The 18,172-nt window shown below is 62.3% G+C and carries 17 protein-coding genes; all 17 read right to left on the bottom strand.

What is annotated here, in order from left to right:
* Positions 1-24 precede the first annotated feature (24 nt).
* The 17 genes from ABZV77_RS11625 to ABZV77_RS11545 all read right to left on the bottom strand — a co-directional run bounded on the left by ABZV77_RS11625 (position 25) and on the right by ABZV77_RS11545 (position 18,164).
* On the bottom strand, positions 25-2,247 hold the full coding sequence (locus tag ABZV77_RS11625; RefSeq protein WP_356253795.1) for a LysM peptidoglycan-binding domain-containing protein: 2,223 nt from the start codon (positions 2,245-2,247) through the stop codon (positions 25-27).
* 136 nt (positions 2,248-2,383) lie between these two features.
* Positions 2,384-2,707 carry a hypothetical protein gene (locus tag ABZV77_RS11620; RefSeq protein ID WP_356253792.1) on the bottom strand — a complete coding sequence of 108 codons (324 nt, stop codon included), beginning with the start codon at positions 2,705-2,707 and terminating at the stop codon, positions 2,384-2,386.
* A 417-nt stretch (positions 2,708-3,124) separates the two neighbouring features.
* Complete coding sequence (locus ABZV77_RS11615) at positions 3,125-4,336, bottom strand: collagen-like protein (protein ID WP_356253789.1); 1,212 nt, start codon at positions 4,334-4,336, stop codon at positions 3,125-3,127.
* Positions 4,337-4,345: 9 nt separating this feature from the next.
* Positions 4,346-5,320: a hypothetical protein gene (locus ABZV77_RS11610; protein WP_356253787.1), complete on the bottom strand. Its 975-nt coding sequence runs from the start codon at positions 5,318-5,320 to the stop codon at positions 4,346-4,348.
* 10 nt (positions 5,321-5,330) lie between these two features.
* Positions 5,331-6,635 (bottom strand): hypothetical protein, encoded by a 1,305-nt coding sequence (locus ABZV77_RS11605; protein WP_356253784.1) that lies wholly within the window; start codon positions 6,633-6,635, stop codon positions 5,331-5,333.
* Positions 6,636-6,706: 71 nt separating this feature from the next.
* Complete coding sequence (locus ABZV77_RS11600) at positions 6,707-8,503, bottom strand: hypothetical protein (protein WP_356253781.1); 1,797 nt, start codon at positions 8,501-8,503, stop codon at positions 6,707-6,709.
* Positions 8,504-8,550: 47 nt separating this feature from the next.
* The gene (locus ABZV77_RS11595) at positions 8,551-9,594 is read right to left on the bottom strand and encodes a hypothetical protein (RefSeq protein WP_356253778.1); all 1,044 of its coding nucleotides are present in this window, start codon (positions 9,592-9,594) and stop codon (positions 8,551-8,553) included.
* On the bottom strand, positions 9,591-13,226 hold the full coding sequence (locus ABZV77_RS11590) for a hypothetical protein (protein ID WP_356253775.1): 3,636 nt from the start codon (positions 13,224-13,226) through the stop codon (positions 9,591-9,593). Before ABZV77_RS11590 ends, ABZV77_RS11595 begins: the two co-directional genes overlap by 4 nt.
* A 12-nt stretch (positions 13,227-13,238) precedes the next feature.
* Complete coding sequence (locus ABZV77_RS11585) at positions 13,239-13,619, bottom strand: hypothetical protein (protein ID WP_356253772.1); 381 nt, start codon at positions 13,617-13,619, stop codon at positions 13,239-13,241.
* A 122-nt stretch (positions 13,620-13,741) separates the two neighbouring features.
* A complete protein-coding gene (locus ABZV77_RS11580) occupies positions 13,742-14,068 on the bottom strand; it encodes a hypothetical protein (RefSeq protein ID WP_356253769.1) in 327 nt (108 codons plus the stop codon).
* 109 nt (positions 14,069-14,177) lie between these two features.
* Entirely contained in the window at positions 14,178-14,867 is a 690-nt protein-coding gene (locus ABZV77_RS11575) for a hypothetical protein (RefSeq protein WP_356253766.1), read from the bottom strand.
* Between the two features lie 73 nt (positions 14,868-14,940).
* On the bottom strand, positions 14,941-15,387 hold the full coding sequence (locus tag ABZV77_RS11570; RefSeq protein WP_356253763.1) for a hypothetical protein: 447 nt from the start codon (positions 15,385-15,387) through the stop codon (positions 14,941-14,943).
* Complete coding sequence (locus ABZV77_RS11565; RefSeq protein ID WP_356253760.1) at positions 15,384-15,692, bottom strand: DUF5403 family protein; 309 nt, start codon at positions 15,690-15,692, stop codon at positions 15,384-15,386. The genes ABZV77_RS11570 and ABZV77_RS11565 overlap by 4 nt, the downstream gene beginning before the upstream one ends.
* Entirely contained in the window at positions 15,692-16,015 is a 324-nt protein-coding gene (locus tag ABZV77_RS11560) for a hypothetical protein (RefSeq protein WP_356253757.1), read from the bottom strand. Before ABZV77_RS11560 ends, ABZV77_RS11565 begins: the two co-directional genes overlap by 1 nt.
* Positions 16,016-16,025: 10 nt before the next feature.
* On the bottom strand, positions 16,026-16,478 hold the full coding sequence (locus ABZV77_RS11555) for a hypothetical protein (RefSeq protein WP_356253754.1): 453 nt from the start codon (positions 16,476-16,478) through the stop codon (positions 16,026-16,028).
* 33 nt (positions 16,479-16,511) lie between these two features.
* Positions 16,512-17,522 carry a P22 phage major capsid protein family protein gene (locus ABZV77_RS11550; RefSeq protein WP_356253751.1) on the bottom strand — a complete coding sequence of 337 codons (1,011 nt, stop codon included), beginning with the start codon at positions 17,520-17,522 and terminating at the stop codon, positions 16,512-16,514.
* Between the two features lie 72 nt (positions 17,523-17,594).
* Positions 17,595-18,164, bottom strand: a complete 570-nt coding sequence (locus tag ABZV77_RS11545; protein WP_356253748.1) for a hypothetical protein — start codon at positions 18,162-18,164, stop codon at positions 17,595-17,597.
* Positions 18,165-18,172 lie beyond the last annotated feature (8 nt).

Below are 18,172 nucleotides of genomic sequence, written 5' to 3'. Positions count from 1 at the left end.
CCCCGTCATGGTGGATGTCAAGCGTTAGCGCAGAAAACGCATCGGGTCAACCTGCTTACCGCCCTCCAGGACTTCGAAGTGCAGATGCGGGCCCGTGCTGTTCCCAGTCGAGCCCACGTTGCCGATCTGCTGTCCTGCGGTCACCGTCTGGCCCTGGCCGATCGAGATGGCCGACAGGTGGGCGTAGCGGCTCACCTTGCCGTCCTGGTGCCGGATCTCGACGAGCATCCCGTAGGCGCCCGCCCAGCCCGTCTTCACGACGGTCCCAGAGCTAGCCGCAACGACCTTCGTCCCCTGCGGCGCAGGGAAGTCCAGCCCCGTGTGGTAGCCGCTGGACCACATCGGCCCCGGCTTACCGAACGGCGTCCCGAAGGCGGCAGCGACCGGCTTCACCCAGCCCTGAGCGGCTGTCTCCGGCTTCGGCGCGTCCTTGGACGGGTCGTACTGCTTGGCGTGCTTCCCGGAGCCGCCAGAGAGCTGCACGACGAGCTTGGCCGCCGACAGCTCCCACTGGCCGAACGCCATCGGGTGCCCAGACCGCTGCACGGCCTGTGCCGCCTGGTACAGCGGCATGCCCTTCCAGTTCACGCCCTTGAGGACGCCGAAGAACTTGGCCGACGCGTAGTGCGGGTCACGCACCTGAGCGGCGGAGCCCCAGCCCATCGAAGGACGCTGCTGGAACAGCCCAAGGGAGTCACGGTCGCCATGGCCAAGGTTCTGGAGCCTCGACTCCTGGTAGGCCGTCGCGATGCCGATTACGGCAGCCCGCGGACCGTCGGTCGGTCCGAAGATGCGGATCGCTTCCTGGTAGATGACCCGAGCATTCTGGATCTCGGCCGCAGTGAGCGGACGATCCCAGCCGCGCTGCATACCGACCGGCTTGGACTGGAGCAGCGACTCAAGAGTCACGGCCTGGCCCTGCGGCGCTGGAGGCGTCACCGGCTTCGGCGTGACCGGCTTCGAGGGCTTCGGGACCTTCGACTCGCCGGCCTGGGGGTCCTTAGTCCCACCGCGGTCCTTGTTGACCGTGTCCGGTACCACCAGCTTGGCGCCAGGGGAGAGGTACACGTGCTGGCCGCTGAAGATGAGGTCCGGGTCAGGGAACCGTCCCTCGTTCATGTCGAGCAGTGCCTTCAGTGAGATGCCGTGCTTCACCGCGATACCCGAGAGCGTGTCATCGCGCTTCACGATGTACTTCTTCGCCGCAGGCTTGATCGTCTCCACCTTCGGGGCAGGCGCAGAGCGCTGCACCGCGTGCTTGGCGGGGATGTTCACCGTCTGGTTGACGTAGATCATGTTCGGGTTGCGGATCTGCTTGTTCGCCGCGATGAGAGCCTTGTAGCTCACGCCGTGGCGAGCGGCGATCTTGGTGAGCGAGTCGCCCTTCTTCACCTTGTAGGTAGTGGCCGCCACGCTGGACGATCCTGGCTTCCGGTCTGGCGTTCCCGGAGACGTCGGCTTAGACGTACCAGGCTTCGAAACAGGCGGCTTCTCACTCGGCTTCTTCCCTTCGTCGGGCTTGGGCTTCTTGTTGGCCTCCTTCTTCTCGGGGACGTTGATCTGCTGTCCCTCAGTGATCTTGTTCTTGTCCTTGATCTGCGGGTTGGCGTCCAACAGCTCACCAATGCCGACGCCCAGGAGCGCGGCGATGCCCAGCAGGGTCATGCCCTTCTTGATCGTGAACTTGTTCCCGGACACGATCGGCTTGTTGGGCTTGTCCGTGCCGATGCTGGGGAGCACCGACGTCTTGTCGTCGGCCCCGGCCGCCACGTACTTCGGTCGGCCGTACCCATGGATGCGGCTGTTGGACCTGGCCACCCACTTCTCGTACACGCCGTCGCCGTTGTAGTAGGCGCCGTTCATCGAGCCCCCGGTGTTGCCACCGATGACGCGGACGCGTCCAAGCTCGACCTCCGTCACCATGTCGACGTGAGTGCCGCCGTTGGCCCCGTACATGATGAAGTCGCCCGGCTTCGGGCTGTTCTTCGACCAGAGGCCGCGCTGCTTGAACCAGGCCGTAGCGGCGGCACAGGCAGCGGTGTACGGGTACTCAACGTTGGGGCGACCCCCAGCGTCCTTGTGGATGATCGACTGGAAGGACTGACACCACGGGTAGCCGTAGCCGTCATGGGGGTAGCCCCCGATGCGGCCAAAGCGCCGGTTGAACTTGGTGTCGTTCTGTCCCTTCTCTCGGTAGCCCGTCTCCTTCCGGGCAAGGCGTATCGCCTCGCTTGCTGTGTAAGCCATGTCGACCTCCTTTCTCTGTAGGGAGCCCTGAGGCTCCACGACCCCCCTCGGTCTCAAAGTGTCAGCCATCCTAGGTGGATGTCAAGTGGATCAGGATGGCTGTCAAGTGTGCGGCATGAGTTAGTTAGTTTGGTAGCTAGGTCGGGGGGCGCGTCAGTGAGACGGCCCGGATGCCGCTGGTCGGCGTGTCATCGGGCGAGTCTGGATACAGGGGCTCTATACCGTTCGACCGGAGCTGGTACTCGAACGAGGCCGCCCTGCGGCGGTACTTCTCCACGATGTCCTGTAGCTCCTGGACCTGGTCTTGGAGCTCGGACCGCCAGCGGGCGAGGTCTTCGATGTGCTGGGCGCGGGCCTGATTGAAGCCGTCTCGGCGTACCTGCCATGCCTTGAAGAGGATTGCGAGGGAAGCAATTCCTCCAGCGCCGAACACGGCGGTGATGATCTCTGCTGTCTTCATGTCACCTCCCTTACGTCTTCCCGAGGTACTTGATGGTGATGCTGCCGCCTGTCCATGTGTGAGTCGAGCCGCCAAAGCTAAGGCTTGTTTGAACCCCGAGCTTTTCGCCCTTGTTCCACTTGAACCTGGCTACCTGCATTTTCTCGGTGGTCTTCACGGATGCGTGAGTCTGCGAGCCCGTGTATGTCTTCGTGAGATCGCGTCCACCTGCCACAACCTTGCTGCGAAGGATTGAGCTGTTGGCGATGCTTGTAGTGACGGTCACCTGTGACTCGACTGAGTAATAGCCGGTTACTCGACACTCAAAGTCCCATGCGCTCGGAATTCCGACGGCCTTACGCTCGGACGGATTCCAGTGAACCGACTGCATGGAGTTGTTGGCGAAGGTTGCCCTCTTCGGTGTTGCCTTCGCCCCGATTATTTTACCAACGCGTCATACGCCTTCTTGAGGGCGTCAAAGTCCTTTCGGAGCTGTTCGGCCGCAGCCAATTCCTTGGCGACGTTGAACGTGGTGGAATTGGAGCTGCTGGTAGATGTCTTGCGGCTGAGCCACATAGAGCCGACGTCGCCACCGGTAGTGATGTCGATTACCTTCTGAGTGGGCTGGTTCTTCGACCAGACGACAAGCGTGTCCTTGAACTCGACGGGCTTCGTGAAGTCGGCCATGTTGTCGATCTTCTGATCAAGCTGCCGGATGGAACCCTCGGTCGACTGCACTCGCGTCCCAAGGTCGGTGACCTTCTTCGCGTTGTCCTTGGTCAGGTCGACGACGCTGTTCATGTTCACGTCGCCAGCGGCACCGGAGACGTGCAGCGTGCCGCCCTGCGAGTAGAGGGTGACTCCGTTGCTCGGGCAGTACGTGGGGCTGGTCGTGATGTTGCCCAGGTTGATGACTGGACCGTCGGCGTCAGTGCAGGGCTGTTCCGCCTCGGGGTCCACCCGAATGGAGAGCTGCTTGGTGCCAACCTCCGCGTTGACCACCACATCGCAGTTCGTGTGCGTCGATCCGTCCTGAGCCACCTTGAAGGTGCCCCCGTCTGATCCGTTGACGGTGAAGTCGGAACCCTCCACCACAAGAGGACCGTTGATGGTCGCTCCGGAGTTGGCCTCCAGTGATCCTGGCCTGCCTTCCGGGCCCTCGGGTCCTTCAGGCCCAGCGGGACCCTCCATGCCAGCGGGCCCTTCACTGCCGGTCTCGCCCTTCACGCCAGGCATCCCAGGCATGCCGTCCTTGCCGTCGGCTCCGCGTTCTCCGCGCGGCCCCTGGTAGCGGACGATCAGCCCTTCATAGTCGGGGGAGGTGTAGAGGTCGCGGATGTTCCACACGGCCTCCTCGTCCCCCTCGTCCTCGGCGAGTGGAGGGATGGTGATCTTGTATCGGTTGGGGTGCATCCCCTCAAAGGTCTCGATGACGTCGTAGGCGAACTCCCCGCGTATCAGGCGGACTTCGAATTCGCCGGCCTCGTCCAGCTCCACCACATCGCTGACGCCGCCGACCATGCCCACCTCAGTCAACGCCCACTGAGGGATGCTGAATTGGATGACGCCCTTGTAGGGAAGTCCGGTCGGCGTCAGGTACTTCCCGCGAACTGTCGCTCGGGGAGCGCCTTCGAACTCGTCCTCTTCCATGTGTCCTCCTTAGGTCGGACTGCGGTTCAAGTAGTAGGTACTGAAAGCCCAGTTAGCGGCGTTGCCCGTGTTGCCCGAGTGCTTACCGTCGTCGCTCAGGTACTGCATGTTCGTCCTGCCTCGACGAAGGCCCATCGCGAGCTCAGGCGGTGCGATCATGGCGCCGTCACGGTTCCACTGACCGCTCACGGGCTCACCGCGGTCGTCGGTGTTGGACGTCTTGGTCCAGATCACGAACCACATCGCGCTCGACGGGGACAGTGGCTCACCAGGAAGGGTGTGCTGCCACTCCAGCTCGAAGGAGTGCACTCGGCTCCGCTCGCCCTTACGGATGAGATGCCAGGGGTGCGAGTACGAGGGGCGCTGGCCGTTCCAGGGGAGAGGTCGAGCCGTCTCCTTGGTGACCATGATCTCGACCTGGTGCCGATCACTACCGGCGTACAGGAAGTTCAACTTCAGCGTGTCCGTGAGAGAGCCGTGTGCCTGGATCGAGTACCAGGGCACCCACCCGTTCGCGCTCGTGAGCGCCTTCCAGCTCGGGTACCGAACCGTCTTGTAGTTGAAGCCGCTGAGCAGGCCCGTGATGGTCCGGCTGAACCAGTGGGTGTGCCCACCGACCGCACTGAGACTGTGGCCATGGCCGCCACCACTCTTGGTGGAGCCGGGAAGGCTGTGCGAGTGCCCGTCAGCGCTGCCAGTCGAGCCGCCAATGCCGTGCGAGTGGCCACCTACGGCTCCAACCGAGTGGGAGTGGCCTCCCTTGTTCGTCGTGTCACCCGACACCGTCCTGGAGCCGTTCCACTGGCCCGAGCCGACAATGGTCTCGCCGTCGAACTTCGTGGGCTGCCAGGCGCTGAGGTACTGGGACGCCGCGTGATGGGTGACGTTGAAACGGTCGATGACCGGCCGTTGAGTCGTGAGCGCTTCCAGGAGCTTGAGTCGACCGTCCATATCGGCCAGGCCCGTACTGAGTCCCGGAGCCATGATGCGAGGGTTAGCCACTGAACTTCTCCTTCCTGAAGAGAGCCGCCTGCGTCAGCGAGAGAGCAACACGGTCCGTACCGTCTGCTTCAACGCGGATGTCGGCCTGTGTCACAACGAAGTCTTCGCTGACGTTCATGAAGCCGGTGTTGACCTTCACGGCGATTTTCACGCCAAGGTTCGGGTTGAACCTCGTCGGGTCTTCAAAAGCGTTCGGGTAAGTGACGATGCGCGGAACACGGATGCCGGGGTCACCGAAAGCCAGAAGCGTGTCAGCCTTGGCGTCCAAGTCCGCGTTACCGGCCACCTGGTGATAGCGCGCTACCGCGTCTCGTACGGGCCACTTCTTGATGCCGTTCTTGTTGTTGCGGCGCCGGTTCACGGTCGTGGTGTTGTTGGTGCCGATCGCGTAAGCGACGTTGGCGATCTGCGTGCCGTCGAAGTAGATCTCCTCGACCTCGCAGTTGATGTGATCGAGGAGTGCCTTGTTCCCGTAGACGTCGGCGTACTGCTCGATCTTGCAGTCTCGAATGCCGACATCGGTCCAGAGGCAGTACCTCGTCGTTGGATGCCTAGGGACTCGGTTCTCAGTACAGTGAGGAGCGAACCTCAGCTTCTCGTTCTTCGTGTCCCAGGTGCCCTGCTCGATGTACGGGTAGCAGTTGATGAAGAAGCCGTTCTGGCTGTCCACGAAGTCCTGGATGATCTCCCATCCTTCTTTCCACTCCTCGTACGTGTACTGCCACGACACCTTGCGGTCTGCCATTGCCGGAATGTTCTGCTTGCTCTTCCCGTTCTCGTCAGTCGTCAGAGCGACATTGATACCCCAGTCCTTCTGCGTGCTGCGGAAGACGTTGTGGATGAGTTCACCGAGGGGCTTGTCCTTGCCGGTACCTGCCCAATGCCGGTTCTCGAAGAACGAGAAGAAGTCCCGTGCCGAGATGTCGAGCGTGCGATCGGTGAGGTCGATGCGCATCGTCCAGATGATGCCGCCCCACATCAGGTGCCACTTGCCCTTGAGCTTCTTGAAGATGCCGACGCAGTACTTGTACGGCTCCAAGTCCTTCAAGACGTGGCCAGGGAGACCAACCTCGTCGCGAAGGTCAATCGGGATGGAGACGTTGGCCTGCGAGATCTCGTCCAGGCGGTACGTCCAACTCACGCTGTGGATGGGGATGTTGCGCGCCGCGATGAGTGGCTTCCATCCCTTGATCTTCAGGCTTTCCTGGTGCTTGGCGTGCTTGGGGTCGTCGTACGCCGGATTGCCCTGCTGCTGCCACTTGTAGAGGCGCACCTCATAACGGCTCTCGTCTGCCATGGTCTCCCTTTCCGTGCTTGGTCATGCAAAAGGCCCCCTACGAAGCCGGGGGCCATGGCTGTGCTGTTGAGTTACGCGACCTTCTCCACGCTGAAGTACGTGCCTTCGCGCGAGGCACCTGCGGCGGCGATATTGACGCCCAACAGGCCCGACCAAGCGCGGGCAACGAGCTTGTCGCCCTTGTTGAGGTTGCCCTCCCAACGAATAGCCTGGAGGGACACCTTGTAGACCGTCCGCGTGGACGATCCGGCATTCGAGTGCTTGAGCTGAGTCAGGGTCGTCGAACCGGCCCGCTTGACCATCAACTCCGCGGAGTTGGACCACTCGGTCTTCGTCGTGGCGGTGCCCGACATGCGGTCCATGCCGATGCCCAGGAGAACGCGGTACTTGCCCGTCTCCTTGATCTCGACCTCGTCACCACAAGACTCGGTGCCAGCGCTCGTCGGAAGGTTCTGCGTGCCCTTGACGCCGATGCCGCGAATCACCGCTCCGCCGCTCTCCTTAGCGGCCCACATCACATGCAGCGTCTCGCTGTTCTTGGCGAAGCGAACCGCGCCCGCACGAGGCTGGTAGTACTTCGGCATCTTCTCGACCTTGTCCACGCGAGTCGTGAGGGCGTCGAGCTTGGACTGAAGGTCCTTCACCTTGTTCTGGATGTCGGTACCCACACTCTGCTGAACACTGTCGATCTTGGTGCTGAGCGTCGCCGTCTTCGAGTTGAGGTCGCCCAGCGTCGCACCGACGTCATAGGCGCCGAGCGTGAGCGTTCCCTGTGCGACGACGTTGCCAGCGATGTGGACGCCGTTGAGAGATGTGTCCCCGTTCACGTTCAGGTTGCCGCCCTCAAGGCCCGTTCCGTCCTTGCCGTCGTTCCCAGGCTCGCCCTTGTCGCCCTTGGCTCCGGTGGCTCCCGTCGCGCCTCGACTGCCCTGGGGGCCCTGTACGCCCTGGGGGCCCATCGGCCCACGGATCGAGCCGAGCGAGACCCACTCGCCGGACACCTTCTGGAAGATGTTGCCGTTGCCGTCACCGCTGGCATACAGGTCGCCGTCACTGCCGTACTCGTCCTGAGGCTCACCGGCTCCCGCGAGCCACTTGTTCGCCCGCAGAGACCCCGTGTTGTCCCAGCCCTCCGGAGTGCGCACGTACAGCTCGTGCCAGGCAGCCCCAGGAGCAAGCGGGTTGTCCTCCGTGTGAGTCCGGATGTGCAGGTCTCCAACGTGCCCCGCGGTCTCGTCCGGTGCGTCGCCGCTCTGGAAGATGCTGTTGCCGTCTCGCAGCCAGGAGCCGTTCTCGCGCTTCACCCATCGGGAACCCGTCGCGATGTCCGTGTACTGCGTGCCAGGCCGGAAGACGGCGAGCATGGCCTCAACCGGAGCGCCGAGACCACCAGGGCCGGTGCGGGTGATGAGGAACTGTGAGTACGCCGGGTCGAACCGGACGTCCCGGAGCGCGTAGGTCGTCTCACTTGTCCGCCTGTACTCGGCCAAGGCGATGGCCCGCTCGGGAAGGGCGGACTGGTTTATGTCGATCGTCGCGGCGAGCCTCAGCTCAGGCGCGGTGAACTTGGAGTCGAACTCGGGACCAACCACGGTCAGGTAGAGAAGACCCTCACCTGCACCGAGCTGGATACGCATCTCCTCCTGGCTCTCGACCCAGAAGACCCCCTGACTGCCCTTGCCTTCGTCGGCCTTGATCCAGGCGCGGCCAGGCTGAATGACAACGAAGCGCTGCGAGTCCGAGCCTTCAGGTACGGCGAAGGACTTCAGGTCATCGAACCCCTTGGCGAAGTCCTGCAACGACCCGAACATCCTCCGGAAGTTACTTGCGGGGTACTTGGCCCCGTTGGTGAAGTTGATGTTAGCCATTCAAGCTCCCCGGTTAGTTAGTTTGGTAGTTTGATCGGCCGCCTTGCTCAGATGAACTTGCTGAGCTGCCAGAAGACCTTGCCGTGCGGCTTCGGGATGTCGGCGAACTCGGCGCTGTAGTAGACGGGTGCTCCGGTGTCGCCAACGGAGAGATAGCACTGCATCGTGGTGCCCGGCTTTGCGCTGAACCACTGCTTCTTAGTGAGCTTGCTCGTGATGTCAGTGCGGAGATCTCCGTTGTATCCACGCTTCGTCAGGAACGCTTTCTTGGTTCCTGAGTCGAGTTCGAGCTTGTCGCCTATCTCCATGTTGAGTGGAAACCCGTCTAGAACGTCGATGCCGACACCGTCGCTCACCCTCTCGCTTGCGAGAAGCTGACCGTCAGCGGCAGCAGCGCCTACACGGGCCTCGAAGAACACGCCGCCCTGAAGCGGACCGTAGATCTCTGCCTTGATGGGAGTCTCGGCCATTGAACCGTTGGTTATGACCGCAGGCTTGGCAGGTGTCATCTTCGCCGTATTCGGGATGAGGAGACCTTCCGGCGTGAAGTCAAAGACGCTGTCGTTCAGAAGGTCGATACCGCCTGCATCGAAGATGGATGCCTCCATCTCGCGTTCGTTGATGGAGGTAGCAACGATCCATGGATCAGTGCATGAAAACTCCACATCCACGACGGGGGCGAGCGACGTCGCGTACTTGTCGTCGATCGTTGAAGCACGCTTCCTCACCCGCCCCCTAACCTTCGCCGTGGCACCCTGAGCGACACCAGGGATCTGAAACTCAAGGTCTTCTTCCGTCGCGCCGTATGTGAACGCGGCGTTGACCTCACCCATGAGCGTCGCCAATTGTTCTCTGTCCTTCGCGAGAACACGGAAGGACATGTGAATCGTCCGTCCTCGCATCCAGTCGGTACCCGGCCAGAGGCCATGAGTAGCGACCATCTCAAGGTCGTAGGACTTCACATCCGGCATGTCGGCGATCCCCGAAACTTCAATGGGCTGAAGCGGAGAGTCGCCGCCAAGGAGGACTCCTCGATAGAAGAGAGTCCAGTCTTCCGGCTCGTAGGTGCCGACGTAGGCCGTCGTCCTCATCGTGTCATCCTCCTAAACTGCCAAGTGACCTCCCTGCCGATCTCATTCGGATCAGCATTCGTGTTGGCATTGACGATTGCGCTGTAGTTGTTGACCGGTCGCTCGACCTTCTGAACCTCGCGGTCATCCCGCTTCCCGGCGGCCCTGGAGAGGAACGTGCCAGTCTCGTAGACGTCCTCCGCAGCGAACATCGGGGGAGCGGCGTACAGACCCGGAGGCGGCATCTGCGGAGCCCGAGCCATCGCCTGAGCGCTGGCCTTAGCCGCCGATGCGGCCTTCTTGATCTCGGTCACGGTCTTCGTGGTGTTGACCTTGACGTTGATCGTGTACGTCCCCGACGTCACCTGGTTGAGAGCTGACTTCATCTGCGAGCACGCGTTGCGTACGGCAGAGACGGCTTTGGACATGGCTGACTGGACCTTCGTGGCGTACTGCGGCCACTTGCCACCCGCGTCCTTCGGGACCGCACCGAGCTGCTTGGTGGCGTCCTTGCTGTGCGAGTTGATACGGGACGTCGCTGCGGTCAGCGTCGACTCGATCTTCTTCGCCAGGTCGTTCCACGCCTGAACCGAGGTGACGTTCATGTTGGACGAGCCAGTCTTGGCATCGTTGACGATCTTGTCCCACGTCTTCTTCGAGGACGAGGACATGCCGTCGTAGGCGCCCTTGGCTGCGGTCTCGCCCTTCTTCAGTCCGTCGCCGACACCCTTACCGGCCTTGTTGCCGGACTCGGTTGCCTTCTGGGCCATCTGCTCCGCCTGAAGCTCAAGCTGAGAGCGGGTGACCTCACCGGAGGAGCTGATCGAGTCGAAGACCGTCTTCGTGTTGTCGCGCATGGTCTGCATGTGCGACGTCCAGGCCGCGTCAGCTTCCGCCGCAGCGACAGCGACACGGGCGGCAGATGCCTCAGACGCAGTGCCGATCCCAGAGTTCACTTGGTTCGTGTACTGCTGGATGTTCGACCAGCTCGACAGGACATCGCCCGACATCTGGCCATGGTCGGCCGCGACCTGGCGGGCGGCGACGAGTGACTGCTGCTGGATGCCAGACAGCGTGTCGTACACGTTGCTCCGCAGGTCCGAGAAGACCGTCGTCTGCTGCTGAGCGACCTCTGACGTGCCACCGGTGATCTTGTCCTTCAGGGAGTCCCACAGGCCGCCGATCGTGCCGAAGGCGCTGGTGTAGTCGCCCGTCAGGAGCTGACTTCCGAGCGTCAGGGCACCGTTCACCTTGGAGAGGCCATCGGCCACCATCGTCAGCGTCGAGACGAGCGTCGGAGTCACCGCGTTTGCCAGCTCCATAAAGGAGTTGGCCAGGTCGAGCAGGGACTCAAGGAGCCCTGATCCGATGATGGAGACGAGCAAGTCGCCGAACTGCGTGGCGAGTTCCTGGAGGGCCGACGTAATGGCCGGCTCGGAGAGCTTATCGAACAACACCCCTAGAACTCGGGCGAGTTCGTCGATCACGGTGGCCGTCACTGGAGTGAAGGCATCCATGAAGCGGGTGAGGGGCCCCTCCAGTTTCTCGATGGCTCCAGCCAAGGAGTCCATCAGCTCAGGCATCTGTCGAGCGCCAGCCGCCATGATGCGGGCGATCGGCTCCGCCGTGCGGTCCAGGAAGCCGATTATCGACTCGAAGGCCAAGCCGAAGTCTGCGCCGTGACGAGCTGCTTCCTCGACCCACCTGCCGATGGCCCCACCGAGATCAGTCAGACCTCGTTGGATGCTCGACATGAACTCCTCGAAGCCGCGGGAGTCGAGAGCACGCTCCATCGACGCTCCCAGCTTCTCGAAGAAGCCGGTGATGCCAGCGGTGAACTTGCTCAACTGTGCTGGGGCAACAGAGACCTGACCCATGAATCTCGCCAGCGCTGGAAGGAGCTGGTTCAGGTCCATGCTGATCTGCTTGAAAACGGCACCGAAGCGCTGACCGTGCTGCGACAGCTCAATAGCGGTGTTTCCGAAGGCAGTTCCAAGGCCAGAGAAGCCCTGCTTCATTCCTTCGATTCCGGCCTTCATCCCGGGTGAATCGAGGGCCTGTGTAACTCGCGGGATCAGGTTGTCCGCGAAGTCCGTCAGGGACTGAACCATGGGCTGAACGAACTTAGAACCCGCCTCGAAGAAGCGACGGAACATGTCCTGGTTTCGTTCGAGCCAGCTCTGAATGTCCTTGAAAGCACCATCGAAAGCGGTGAACATGCTCTTCGCCGCAGGTACTACGAACTTGGTGACGGCACCCTTGAGTTCTTCGAGCTTCTTCTTGAATCGGTCACCCTGAAGAACTGCGAGACCAAGGCCAGCCGCGATAGGTGCCAGCGGCACAGCAGCCAGAGCAACGGCACCTACGGCCGCCGCAGCCATAGCCGTAGCAGCCGCACCCAGCAGTCCGACGATGCCGATAAGGGCGCCGCCAACCGCTACGAGCGCGTGGACGAGGGACCCGAGGACGAGCACCAGGCCGCCGACCATGGCGGCCATCGCACCGGCTGCGACGGACACGGAAGCGAGCGAGCCGCCCATCTTGGCGAGAGCCATCGGGGCAGAGCCACCAGCTTGCGCCGCCATGCTGCCGAACTGAGTAGCCGACTCACCGACCCGGCTGCCCATCTCGGCCATCTGGCCAGAGACCCGAGAGACCATCCGGCCGATCGTGCTTCCGGCCTCCGCGGTGCCCTCGGAGAGCTTGCCCATGAGGCCAGCGGCCCCACCGATCGAGGAGCCGACTGCCTTGAAGCCCACACCGGCCACAGAGACCATGCCGCGAAGCGACGTGGACACCAGCCGCGTGCCCGCCTCGAAGGCCCGCAGAGAGGCGTTCAGGGCGTTGTTACGAGGGTTGGCCTTGATGTTGACCGTACGGTCGCGGGCGAGGAACTTGAGGATCGCCTCGGCCTTCGCGGCACCGTCGATGTTCGCCCGAATGCTGGCCATGCGGTCGCGAGACAGCAGGCGCATCTTGAGGTTGGCGATAGCCGTGTCCAGGTCGACCTGGACGTCCATCACGCGATGGCGACGGACAAGGGCGTTGATGCGGGCATTCGCATCGGCCGTGTCGAGATTCGCCGTCATTCGCACGACGCGCTGCCGTGCTGTCATCGACTGCAACTCAGCACGAGCGGCAGCCGTATCCACCTCGGCCTTCAGGTGGACGGCGTCTTCTTCGAGGGTCTTGAGCTGAGCCTCAACCGAAGCCAGGTTCAGGTCGGGCTTCAGCTCGAAATCTCGGTTGCGGGACAGGGCCTCCAGCCGCGCGGCCAACATGCCCTCGTCCAACTTCGGTTCAACTTCTACGTCGACCTTGCGGTTGGAGAGAGCGAGAAGACGAGCTTGAACATCCAGATCATTGATCTTGGCGTTCACGATCGCCGTTACGTTGGCCCGCTGTCGTTCCAGCTTGCGTACGGCTGCGTTGGCCCGAGTGGTGTCCGCATCGACATCTACGTCAAGGCGGCGGTCGCGGGTCAGACGCTCAATCTTGGCCTCGGCCTGCTTCGCGTCTAGGTCGAGCGTGAGCTCAAGAGTCTGCCTCTCGGCCCACTCGACAATGGCGCGGAGTTTCTGAGTGAATCCGGACGTGTCAGGCAGGATTCGGATATGAGCGCGACCAAGCGATTCTCCTCCCGGTCCAGGCATGTGCTACCTCCTTCATGAAACCTTGAAAGGAGCAGGTTCGTCCTCGACTGGCTTCATGCCTGAACGAGCAAGAATCTCCTTGGGGATTGCTACGGCCTTGCCGCCAGTCATGGCGGAAGTGTCAGTGGTGTCATCGCTGAACGCGGAAGAGAAGGGGTTGTTCTTCTTGCGGTCTTCTTCAGGCCGCACCTTGCCCGGCCGTGGATACGGTTTCGGGTCAGGGATGCTCTTCGGGTTCTTCACCTTCGAGCGGACCACGGATGTGTGAACGGCCTGGATCGCATCGATCAGATCGGCCGTGATGAAAGCCGTGCGGCTCCAACCGGGGTCCTGTTGGCCTCCGTCGGCAAGCAGAGCACTCTTCAGGCACGACTCAGTAGGAAGGTTCTCCAAGAGAGCCATGCAGAAGCGGGGAGACAGGCCACCGCCGAACAGGTCCCGGATATCGATGCCGTAGAACCTGAGCAGATCAGACGCGATCTCCCCGCCGTACTCGTCAAGGTACTTGCAGAGGCTTAGGAGTTTCCCACTTCATCGCTGTCCATCCAGGCGTCGAACGCTTCGTTGCGAGCGGAGAGGGGAAGGCGCGCGAGGGAGTACTTCATCGACTCCTTCTTGTCGGACGCGGCTACGAGGCACTGGTCCATCGCGTCGAGCTTCGCGTCCTGGCCGACCTTCTCGTCCTGGATGATGTTGATCAGCTTCATGACCGTCTTGAAGTCATCGCCCGGCAGGTTCTCGAACTTGCGGAGCTGAATCTTCTCGCCGTCCAGCGAGGTTATCTGAAGCCCGGGGTCCTTGTCGGCAGCCTCGGCGATGGCGTTGAAGTCAAGAGTCTTCATGTGGTTCTCCCTTTGCAGTCATGGTTTCGCCTCCCGCTTTCTTCAATGCGAAACCCCCGGGACACGGAAAGGGGAGGAAACATGTCCCGGGGGTGGTTCTAGGTGGATGTCAGTCCGTGAGTACGGCAGAACCATCGGTGAAGTACGCAGAGGACGGCTTGAACGGCCGCTTCTGGAACACCTTGCCGATCGCACGGATCGGCTTCTCGCCGTCCTTGTCGACGACGCCCTCGACGATGGTCGCCTTGACGGGGACCTCGGTCAGTGCGGACGGGTCGAGCGTGATCGAGTCGGCGCCGATGATGTCGGTGTTCGGGTAGTACCAGGCGATCATGTCCGTCGCGTCCTGGCCGACGATGAGCAGGCCGCGCTTCTGGGCCGTCGCGGACGAGGGGATGACGAACTGGCCAGCCCTCTGCACAGCCTCGGCGGCACTCGTGCCGTAGTACAGGCCCATCGTCTCCACGGTGATGTCGTGGAGGTTGATGGTCAGCGAGAAGGACTTCTTCGGGGAAGTCGCGGCGAGAGCCGCAACCTGCCAGGAGCCCAGCGTCTCAGGGTCGTCACCGTCGATCGCCATCTCGATGCCGTTGTCCAGCGAGGTGTTGCCGACGGACTTCCAGATGAGCTTCTTCTTGTCAGGGTCGGACTCGTTATACCCGTCGAGCTTGATGTCCGTGTCGCTGGAGGTCAGCTTGTGAAGCGGGAAGTCAGGGGCAGGCGTGTTCGCCTCCGCGATGAAGACGAAACCAGTCGCGGGCACCAGAGCATCGCTCTGAGTGATCTCAATCTCTGCCATAGAAGTCTCCTTTGAGAGGGCATGAAAAAAGCCCCCTTGGAGAGGGGGCGAACTTGGTTAGTTGGTTTGGTAGTCAGAGCGGGTGGCTGTAGAGGATGTAGCTCGCCACGAACCGGTTCACGTCCGGGTGGTCGAGCTGCGTGTCTCCCGACGAGTAGAGGGGGCCCGTCACTTCCTTGAAGTACGTCAGGGCTCCTTCCTCGTTGTGGAACCTCTCCAGGGCCGCCATGTAGAGGCACTGCCGTACCTGTCGAGCAAGCCGAGAGGCGTCGCGCCGCGAACCGGCGAAGGTGTGGACCGTGAAGACTCCGGAGTCGAGCACGCGCGAATCCCGCGCCGTGCCGCTGGACCTCCGGATCATCACGAAGGGGCCCCGCGAGTGCCAGTCAGTAGGCATCTCTACGACGAAGGTGACCTCATGCCCCTTCGCTTTCCACTCAGCCCCGTAGAGCTTCGCCATGTAGCAGCGGGCGGCTTCCAGTGCCAGGGCCTCGCTGTCAGGGAGGAGGCGTGCCGTCATGTCAGCCCCTTCTCTGCGATGTGAATGCCCTCGACCCAACGCTTCTGCTTCAGGCCCTTGTCGTTCGTGTACGTCTGGAAGTGGCCCCAGTTGATCGACAGGATGTTGGGATCGTCGAAGACGATGGCGTAGCCCTTGTTGTGCCGCTTCATGTGGATGTGGCTGATCAGGTGGCCCGTCTCGACGTGCTCGCCTGCCGCAGCGATGACCTTGTTGTACTGCCGCTCGGTGACTTCCCCGAGGTGAGCCATGACGCCTTCCATCCCCGCGACGATCACTTCGGATCGTGGGTTGACCCAGCCCATCAGCCCCTCCTCTCAATCACTGCGGACATGAACTCAGTTCGCTTCGATCCGCGGTGATGGCGTGGAAGCTCACTCACCGTCCAGGACCGTCCGTCGAACTCGACCTCACCCCATCGGTGCGTCGGGAACGACTTCGCGAACACCTTGTACCGGCCCGGCTCTGTCCAGCCCTGCGAGCTGTTGTCGTCAGCGTCCATCGGCTGAACGAAGGCCCTGAACGTGTGGGCCGGACCTCTGCCTGGCCTCGTACCGCCGTAGCCGTCATCGACCTCGGCGTACTCATGAACGGTGATCTCCAGGGGAGCCCGATCGAAGATTCCCATCGGGCCCCCTTCAGTAGTCAGAGATGACGCTGTTGGTGTCAGCGCCGTACGGGTACAGCTGATGGCGGTTCACGCGGATCGCGCGAGTCACGGTTGGCGTGAGCAGTCGACCCTTCTTGTTGGACAGGCGCTCAAGGAGGTCGACTTCCTGCTTCGAGGGGGCCGCACCGTTTGAACCCTGTTCTGCGTGGCGGTAGTTGTATTCGCCCGCCCCCTCGGAGACGAAGTTCTCCGGGTTGCGCATCCGTCGTTCGGCCATGGCCAGAGCGACAGCCTTGACGGCTCCAACCGGCTTGATGCGCGGGCCGTTGCAGTCACATCCCCAGCGGGGATTGCCGTACCCGCGAACGAAGTCGGAAGCGTCAGCGAGAGCAGCAGTGCCCTGTCGACGTGCCGACTCATCCGCGAACGGCTCGCCCATGCGGGCCTCCAGCTCCGTCAGGGTTGCCAAGGGGCTGCACATGATGAACTCCTTTGGCTAGCTGTGGAGATGGACTCAGCCGCCTGCGTTGGCGGTCTTGAGGGAGAACTTCAGACCACGGACGACGCCACCGGCCTTCACGTCACCGGTCTTGGCGTCGCGAACCTTGTCGTCGACAGCCTTGGCGCCAGCGAAGGTGGAGAAGAACGAACGCTCCGCAGCGATCGAGGCGTCGTAGTCGCGCACCCAGCGGATCGCGTAGCCGTCACGGGCCTGCGAGGAGCCGACCTTGACCGACGGGGGAACGATCGGGGCGCGGTTGACGAGCTGCACGGCCGACGGGTGGTAGCAGTACACCGCGAGCGGGTCGATGTGGTTCGACTGCACGAGCGTGAAGCCGTAGAGCTTGCCGATGACGGCCTCGCGCAGCGCGGAACCTGTACCGGCCTCGTTGACGCGGGTGAGGTTCGGGTCATTCATCAGGATGCCCGCGGCCTCGGCACCCAGGACCGCGAAGCGGCCAGAGGTCGGAACGTTGAAGCCGGTGAGCTGAGCGGCGGCCTGGGCGAGCGCGAAGCGAATCTTCTGAGCCTTGGAGATCTCGTCGCCGGTGGAAAGGTCCAGCTCAGACTTTGCGGCAGGGACACCAGTCTTGGCGTCCTTGAAGCCCTTGAAGGTCTCCATCTGGCCGACGATCAGACGCTCCAGCTTGTCGACCACGGCGTCAGCCTGCGGGAAGGCAACCTGCGCGGCGAAGTCGGGGATTTCGAGGGACAGCTCAGCGTCGGACAGCGCAACGGCGCTGTAGATGTGCTGATCCAGCTCGATGTTCAGCACCGTCTCAGCGAGGCTGGTCACGGTGATCTTCGAGGTGTCGCCCTTGAGGGCGTCGACTCGGCCCTGGTTGGCGACGAGCATCGACGGCCGACGAATCGCGACGGCCTGACCCACGGTGCCGTCGAACTGGCCCGCAGCCTGCTTCTGGACGGTCGCGGCGAGAACCGCCTGCGCCTCAAGGTTCTTGATGGACGCAGCGACGAGCTTGTCAGCGTTCTGGAACTGGCGAGTGGTGGGGGTGATAGCCATTCTTCTCTCCTTTGAAAGAGGACATAAGAAAGCCCCCTATGTCGGGGGCTGGGGATTCAGGTGGATGTGAAGTCAGAGACCGCCGTTCATCTGCTTCCGGTACGCGGAAACCAGATCGGTCGGGTCAAACTCCTCGACCTCCGGTTCGAGCCCACCCTTACCGAGAGAAGAACCTGTGCCGCCCACCAGGGCGGCGAGCTTCTTCGCATCCTCGACAAGAGCCTCTTCCGAGTCGCCACTGAGGCGACCGATCAGCTCGTCCGGCAGTTCGTACTTGGTGCCGACGACCTTCTTCGTGAGTTCCAGCTTGTCAGCCGCAGCCTGCTTGGAAATCTCTTCCAGCTCGGCCTTGATGGACTCACCTTCAGAAGCCTTCTGCTCAAGCTCAGCCAACTTCGACTCAAGGTCAGAGAGCTGATTCTTCGCAGCGGCGTACATGCCCTTGAAGTCCAGGTCGTCATCCTTGGAAACCGGCTCGTCGGCAGGCTCCGCGGACTCCTCGTCTTCACGGTTCTCAGTCGACTCCTCCTCGGGAGTCTCTTCGGAGACGGTCTCTTCCGTCTCCTCGACCTCAGCCGCAGCTTCGGTCTCCTCGATCGGAGTTTCCTCGACGGTCTCGGAAGTCTCGGTGTTGTCAGCCATGTTCTCTC

It is taken from the genome of Streptomyces sp. NPDC004732, assembly GCF_040609235.1.
Taxonomy (GTDB): Bacteria; Actinomycetota; Actinomycetes; order Streptomycetales; family Streptomycetaceae; genus Streptomyces.
This window is presented reverse-complemented; position numbering and strand designations above follow the sequence as displayed.